7 protein-coding genes are annotated in these 5,987 nt (G+C 64.3%); 3 read left to right on the forward strand and 4 right to left on the reverse strand.

Going from position 1 to position 5,987, the window contains the following annotated elements; all coding sequences use genetic code 11:
* Both PSV33_RS00475 and erpA read left to right on the forward strand, forming a co-directional pair.
* A partial coding sequence (locus PSV33_RS00475; RefSeq protein WP_300557476.1) for a polymer-forming cytoskeletal protein occupies window positions 1-260 on the forward strand: 260 nt, incomplete at its 5' end.
* 72 nt (window positions 261-332) lie between these two features.
* Window positions 333-698 carry an iron-sulfur cluster insertion protein ErpA gene (gene erpA, locus PSV33_RS00480; RefSeq protein WP_300557478.1) on the forward strand — a complete coding sequence of 122 codons (366 nt, stop codon included), beginning with the start codon at window positions 333-335 and terminating at the stop codon, window positions 696-698.
* 242 nt (window positions 699-940) lie between these two features.
* Here erpA and PSV33_RS00485 read toward each other — a convergent pair whose 3' ends face one another.
* Window positions 941-2,107, reverse strand: coding sequence for an anhydro-N-acetylmuramic acid kinase (locus PSV33_RS00485; protein ID WP_300557480.1), 1,167 nt, complete (start codon window positions 2,105-2,107; stop codon window positions 941-943).
* 108 nt (window positions 2,108-2,215) lie between these two features.
* Complete coding sequence (locus PSV33_RS00490) at window positions 2,216-3,535, reverse strand: M23 family metallopeptidase (RefSeq protein ID WP_300557482.1); 1,320 nt, start codon at window positions 3,533-3,535, stop codon at window positions 2,216-2,218.
* 254 nt (window positions 3,536-3,789) lie between these two features.
* On the opposite strand from PSV33_RS00490, the gene tyrS reads away from it, so the two are divergent.
* A complete protein-coding gene (gene tyrS / locus PSV33_RS00495) occupies window positions 3,790-5,022 on the forward strand; it encodes a tyrosine--tRNA ligase (RefSeq protein WP_300557484.1) in 1,233 nt (410 codons plus the stop codon).
* An 8-nt stretch (window positions 5,023-5,030) separates the two neighbouring features.
* Here tyrS and PSV33_RS00500 read toward each other — a convergent pair whose 3' ends face one another.
* Both PSV33_RS00500 and PSV33_RS00505 read right to left on the reverse strand, forming a co-directional pair.
* Window positions 5,031-5,738, reverse strand: coding sequence for an ankyrin repeat domain-containing protein (locus PSV33_RS00500; RefSeq protein WP_300557486.1), 708 nt, complete (start codon window positions 5,736-5,738; stop codon window positions 5,031-5,033).
* A 19-nt stretch (window positions 5,739-5,757) separates the two neighbouring features.
* Window positions 5,758-5,987: heme-binding protein (locus PSV33_RS00505; RefSeq protein WP_300557488.1), on the reverse strand; the 230-nt coding region annotated here is incomplete at its 5' end.

The raw sequence follows: 5,987 nt of genomic DNA on the forward strand, positions 1-5,987 counted from the left end.
TCCATGCCGACCACGTCATCATCAACGGCCGCGTCATGGGGCCGGTGCATGCGGCAGAACTGCTCGAATTGCAGCCCAAGGCCAAGATTCAGGGCGATGTAGCCTACAAAGCGCTTGAAATGCACCAGGGTGCCGTCATCTTTGGCCAGTTGCGGCCCACCAACCACGAAGTCAGCGACAAGCCCCTCCTGAAGCTGGCCGCCAACAACGTCGAGAAGGCCCGGGAAGACGCCCCGGTCAGCGGTTACGGCCGACTCTAAGCCAGTGCAGGCCTTATGGTTGATTGAATTGCTGTACTATTAAAAGCGTAAGTTCTGAAAACGGAGTTCCCCATGAGCGCAGTAGCTGAAAACATCCAGTCCGAAATGCCCGCCCCCTTTGTCTTTACCGACAGCGCGGCGGCCAAAGTCGCCGACCTGATTGCCGAAGAAGGCAATCCGGACCTGAAACTGCGCGTGTTTGTTCAAGGTGGCGGTTGCTCCGGCTTCCAGTACGGCTTCACCTTCGACGAAATCACCAACGAAGACGACACCACCATGACCAAAAATGGTGTGTCCCTGCTGATCGACGCGATGAGTTACCAGTATCTCGTGGGCGCTGAAATTGACTACAAGGACGACCTCGAAGGCGCCCAGTTCGTCATCAAGAACCCCAATGCCACCAGCACCTGCGGTTGCGGCTCCAGCTTTACGGCCTGAGTTTTTCCCGCCTCCAGAAAAAAGGACCTCCGGGTCCTTTTTTCATGCCCGCCGCTCAACGTCAGCAGTCGACACCGCTTGGGGTTTTCACTTCAAGCCAGGGCCGCGGATCCGGCTTTGCCGGTGCGCACGCGTAGCGCCCCGAGGGGCTGGAGCCTGCGGCTCCAAACCTGCCTGCGCAGGTTTGGACAGGCGACAGAGGCGAAGCTTCCAGCGAGCCGCGGCCTGCAAGGCCTCGGGAGCTACACGCAGTGAGCGACCGTGGGGGCCACATACAAAGCCCCCAGCACGCGCGGGCCGCGCGCGCCCGTGACGGCTGGCAGGCTACCGGGCTCCCGGTGGTGCCACGCTCGCGCCAGCCATGCAAAGGCCGTGGCTTCCACTTGCAGCGGCGGCAGTCCGCACGCGGTGGTCGGCTGGACGCGGACCCCGGGCAGGGCCTGGGCCAGTTGTCGCATCAGTTCGTCATTGAAGGCGCCGCCGCCACAGACCAGCAGTTCGGTGGTGTGGGGTGCGTGACGTATCAGGTCGCGTGCGCAGGCCTGCGCCGTCAGTGCGGTGAGGGTGGCCTGCACATCCTGCGGTGCGCTGACCTCCGCGCCGCTGAGCTGCCCGGTCAGCCATGCGGGATTGAACAGGTCGCGCCCGGTGCTTTTTGGCGGTGCCTTGGTGAAGTAGGGCGCCGCCAACAGGCGCGCCAGCAGACCGGGCATCACGGTTCCTGATGCAGCCCAGGCGCCCGATGCGTCGTAGGGCCGGCCGGTGTGCTGCAGGCACCAGAAGTCCATCAGGGCGTTACCGGGACCGCAGTCAAACCCCTTGACCGCGCCGCCGTGCGCCGCCAGCAGCGTCAGGTTGCTGATGCCGCCGATGTTGAGCACCGCGATGTCCCGTTGCGGTTGCGCAAAGACAGCATGGTGAAACGCAGGCACCAGCGGCGCGCCCTGGCCCCCGGCGGCGAGGTCGGCGGTGCGGAAATCGGCGACCACGTCCAGGCCGGTGAGTTCAGCCAGCAGGGCGGGGTTGTTCAGTTGCAGCGTGTAGCCGGCATCGGATCCGCCGCTGAGCGGGTCGTCCCCGAATTCCTGCGGCCGGTGGCGTACGGTCTGCCCGTGGGCTCCGATGGCACGCACCTGGCCCGCCGTGACGCCCTGGTGGCCCGCCTGCGCCAGCAGGGCATGGACCACCTGTGTGTACACCATGGCCAGCTGGTTGGCGGCCAACGCTGCGCGGTGCAGTTCATTGTGGCCGGCGGTGTTGAGGGCCAGCAGTTCGGCCCGGAAGGCATCCGGGAAGGGGACGGACGCCGAGGCCATGACACGTGGCACCGGCAGGTCGAAATCCACCAGAACGCCGTCTGCGCCATCGAGCGAGGTGCCCGACATCAACCCCATGTAGTAATCAGCCATGCCTTATTCTGCCGCATGGTCGTGCCACGCCTTGGGGTACCGGAACCCCTTGGTCGGGCACGGGCGGAAGAGCTTGCGGACAGGTGAGAAGCGCCCGCCGCGTCCGCCTTATTCGGTCCGGGTCTGGAGCATGGTTGCAGCGGCCTGCAGGTCCAACTTCACGCTGGTGGCCAGCTCGCGGAACAGCGGCATCGCGGCCGGCGGAACCGGAATGGTCTCGCTTTGCTTGGCAATCGTCATCGGATCCTGCTGCACGCCGTTGACACGAAACTCGAAATGCAGGTGAGGACCGGTGGCCCAGCCGGTTGCGCCCACCAGTCCGATGGCCTGGCCCTGGGTGACACTCTGGCCACGCTGGACCAGAAGCTTGCTCAGGTGGGCGTAAACCGTTTCATGGCCGCTGCGATGTTTGATGAAGACCACGTTGCCGTAGCCGTTCTGCACGCCCGAGAATTCCACCACCCCGTCACCCACCGTACGTGCAGGGGTGCCGGTGCTGGCGGCGAAATCGGTCCCGAGATGGGCGCGCCATTTTTGCAGGATGGGATGGAAACGCATCGAAAAACCGCTGCTGATCCGCGAGAACTCGACGGGAGAGCTGAGGTAGGCACGGCGCAGGCTCTGGCCGTCAAGGGCGTAGTAGCCACCGCGGTAGGGCGTACCGGTGTTGTCCTTGCCCGGCGGCTGGAACCACATGGCCTGGTAGGCCTTGCCGGCGTTCACGAACTCCGCCGAGAGCACGCGACCAGTGCGCAGGGCCTCGCCGTCGGCTTCCAGCGTCTCGTACACCACGTTGAAGCGGTCCCCTTTGCGCAGGGCCCGGCGGAAATCAATGTCCGCTGAAAAGATCTCGGCGACCTGCACGGCCACGGCATCGGCGATGCCGGCCTCGTCTGTTGCAGCAAACAGCGACGACTGGATGGCTCCACTGGCCAGGCGGGTCGTTGCAACATACGCGGCGGTCTCTATCCGGGAGGTCCAGCCTGTGGCGGTCCGCTCAACAACCAGACGCTTGAACAGCGTTTCATCGTCGCTGGGCCAGCGCATGCTCAGCTTGAGGAGCTGCTGGCTGTCGCTGGCCTCTGCCGTGACATTCTTGCCAGGCCGTCCGGCCAGCACCAACCGTGCGTTGGCATCGCTGCGAAGGAAGGCCGCCGCTGCCGTGTCATCAATGTTCAGGCGCTTGAGCAGGGCGTCAAAGGTGTCGCTGCTGCGCGTGCTTTCGGTGCGGAACAGCTTGAACTGAAAAGTGTCCAGCGTTTCGGTTTGTGCTTCAGTCGGCAGGCTCTGCACGGCTTCCAGAACCTGGCGGACTGGCAGGTCGGCGGCATCGGGTGCCAGCGGCGCGACGCCGAAGGCGGTGACCCCGGTTCCCAGCAACAAGGCGGCCAAGGTGCCTGTGATTCTTTTCGGGTGGCGGCGAAGCATGTTTGCGACTGCTTGCAGGCCTTGTGCGAGATCGTTCTTGATCAAAACTGGGGTTCCCAACCTTTGTAGGCCTCAGGCTGCGGTAGCAACCTGATGGCGACTGATGATGGTGTTGTTCGCTCTCCTGCCAAAGGCGGAAGGTGCAACAACTTAGAATCGGTTTGCAATTTGCGGGCCAGCCTGCTTGGGGACTCCGCAACGGCAGAAACGCGATTATATCTGTCAGACAACTGCTCGACTTGTGAAAAACCCTTATGAATCAAGAACTTGTTACAAAATTCCCCGTGACAGACCGTGCCAGGGAGGCTCTGGCCGTGTCCCTGCGGGGTTGTGAGGAACTGATTCCCCAGGATGAATGGCTGAAAAAACTCGCGCGTTCGGAGGCCACCGGTGTTCCGCTACGCATCAAATTGGGGCTGGATCCGACGGCGCCTGACATTCATGTCGGACATACCGTGGTCTTGAACAAAATGCGTCAGCTCCAGGATCTGGGCCATACCGTCATCTTTCTCATCGGCGATTTCACGAGCCTGATCGGTGATCCGTCGGGGCGCAACAACACCCGTCCTCCGCTGACGGCGGAGCAGATCAAGGCAAATGCCGACACCTACTACCGTCAGGCTTCTCTGGTGCTGGACCCTGCCCGGACCGAGATTCGCTACAACAGCGAGTGGAGCGACCCGCTGGGCGCGCGCGGCATGATCGAACTGGCCGCCCGATACACGGTGGCGCGCATGATGGAGCGCAACGATTTTCATGACCGTTTCAAGGCCGGCACGCCGATCAGCGTGCATGAGTTTCTTTACCCGCTGATGCAGGGGTATGACTCGGTGGCGCTCAAATCCGACCTGGAGCTCGGCGGCACTGACCAGAAGTTCAACCTGCTGATGGGCCGCCACCTGCAGGCCGAATACGGCCAGGAGCCGCAGTGTATTTTGACCATGCCGCTGCTCGAGGGGCTGGACGGCGTGGAGAAGATGTCCAAAAGCAAGAACAACTACATCGGCATTTCCGAAGAGCCCAACACCATGTTTGCCAAGGTGCTGTCGATTTCCGATGTGCTGATGTGGAAGTGGTTCACGCTGCTGAGCTTCAAGACCGAGGCCGACATTGCCGCACTGAAGAGGGAAGTCGAAGGCGGACGCAACCCCAAGGACGCCAAGGTGATGCTCGCCAGGGAGATCACGGCGCGGTTCCATTCCGTCGCCGCGGCAGACGCCGCGGAGCAGGACTTCATCAACCGCAGCAAGGGTGGCGTGCCCGACGAGATTCCTGAATTGGCCCTGAGCGGGGCGCCGCTGGGTATAGCTGCGCTGCTGAAGGCGGCCGGACTGGCGGCTTCCACCGGCGAAGGCAACCGCCTGATCGACGGCGGCGGGGTGCGTGTCGATTCCAGCGTTGTCAGCGACAAGGGCCTCAAGCTGGGCGAGGGCACCTACGTCGTGCAGGTGGGCAAGCGCAAGTTTGCGCGCGTGACCCTGGCATAGGCGCCGCGTTAACGCGCACCCGCTTTTTCCAGCATCCTGACCATCCCGGTGTAGCCGCGCGTCCTTGCGAGCTGCAGCGGGGTTTGGCCATGGCGATCGGCCAGCTGCAGGTTCGCCCCGGCCGAGATCAGGGCCTGCAACGTGTGCTGGTGGCGGGGCCCACCGTCGCCCAGCACCACCGCTTCGATGGCTGCCGTCCAGTGCAGGTTGTTGACGTGGTCCAGCGGCGCGCCGGCCGCGATCAACTGCCGGACCACACCGTCATGTCCCAGGTGCGCGGCGGCGATCAGCGCCGTGCCGTCGTAGCGACTGGTCACCTGTTTCGCGCTGGCACCCAGCGCCAGCAGGGTGCGCAGCGTCTCCTCGTCGTCGGCGACGGACGCGATGGTCACGGCGTCGTAACGGTCCTTGTCCAGCAGGTTGACGTTGGCGCCCGCTTTGGCCAGCGCGCGGATCACCTCGCGCTGGCGTGCAAAGGCCGCGACGTGAATGGGCGTGCGGCCGTTGCCGTCGCGCGCATCCAGGACCGCCCCTGCCGCGAGTGGGGCGATGCGTTGCGCGTCGCCCGCGTGTGCGGCCGCATGCAGTCCGGTGTAAGCGGCGACTTCCCGGGGCCCGGGCGCGGTCTGGGCCGCGGCCGGGTGAAGCCCCCATCCGCCGACACCGCAGGCTGCGAACAGCAGGTACAGCAGGGAACCCAAAAGGCGTGTGGTCATGGCGGCTCTCCCGGGGGGCTTACTTCAGCTGGTCCTTGACCTTGTCGAGTGCGACCATCGCACACTGTTCATCGAGGTGGCCACCAGGCGCGCCGCCGACGCCGACCGCGCCGATCACCTCGTTGCCGACTTTCACCGGCACGCCGCCGCCCAGCAGCAGGAAACCGGGGATGTGCACCAGGTTGGCCGCGGCAGGGTTTTTCTGCGCGCCGTCCATCATGGCCAGCGTGGTGTTTTTGGCCGATGCCG

The sequence above is a fragment of the Polaromonas sp. genome, assembly GCF_029945895.1.
GTDB lineage: Bacteria > Pseudomonadota > Gammaproteobacteria > Burkholderiales > Burkholderiaceae_C > Polaromonas.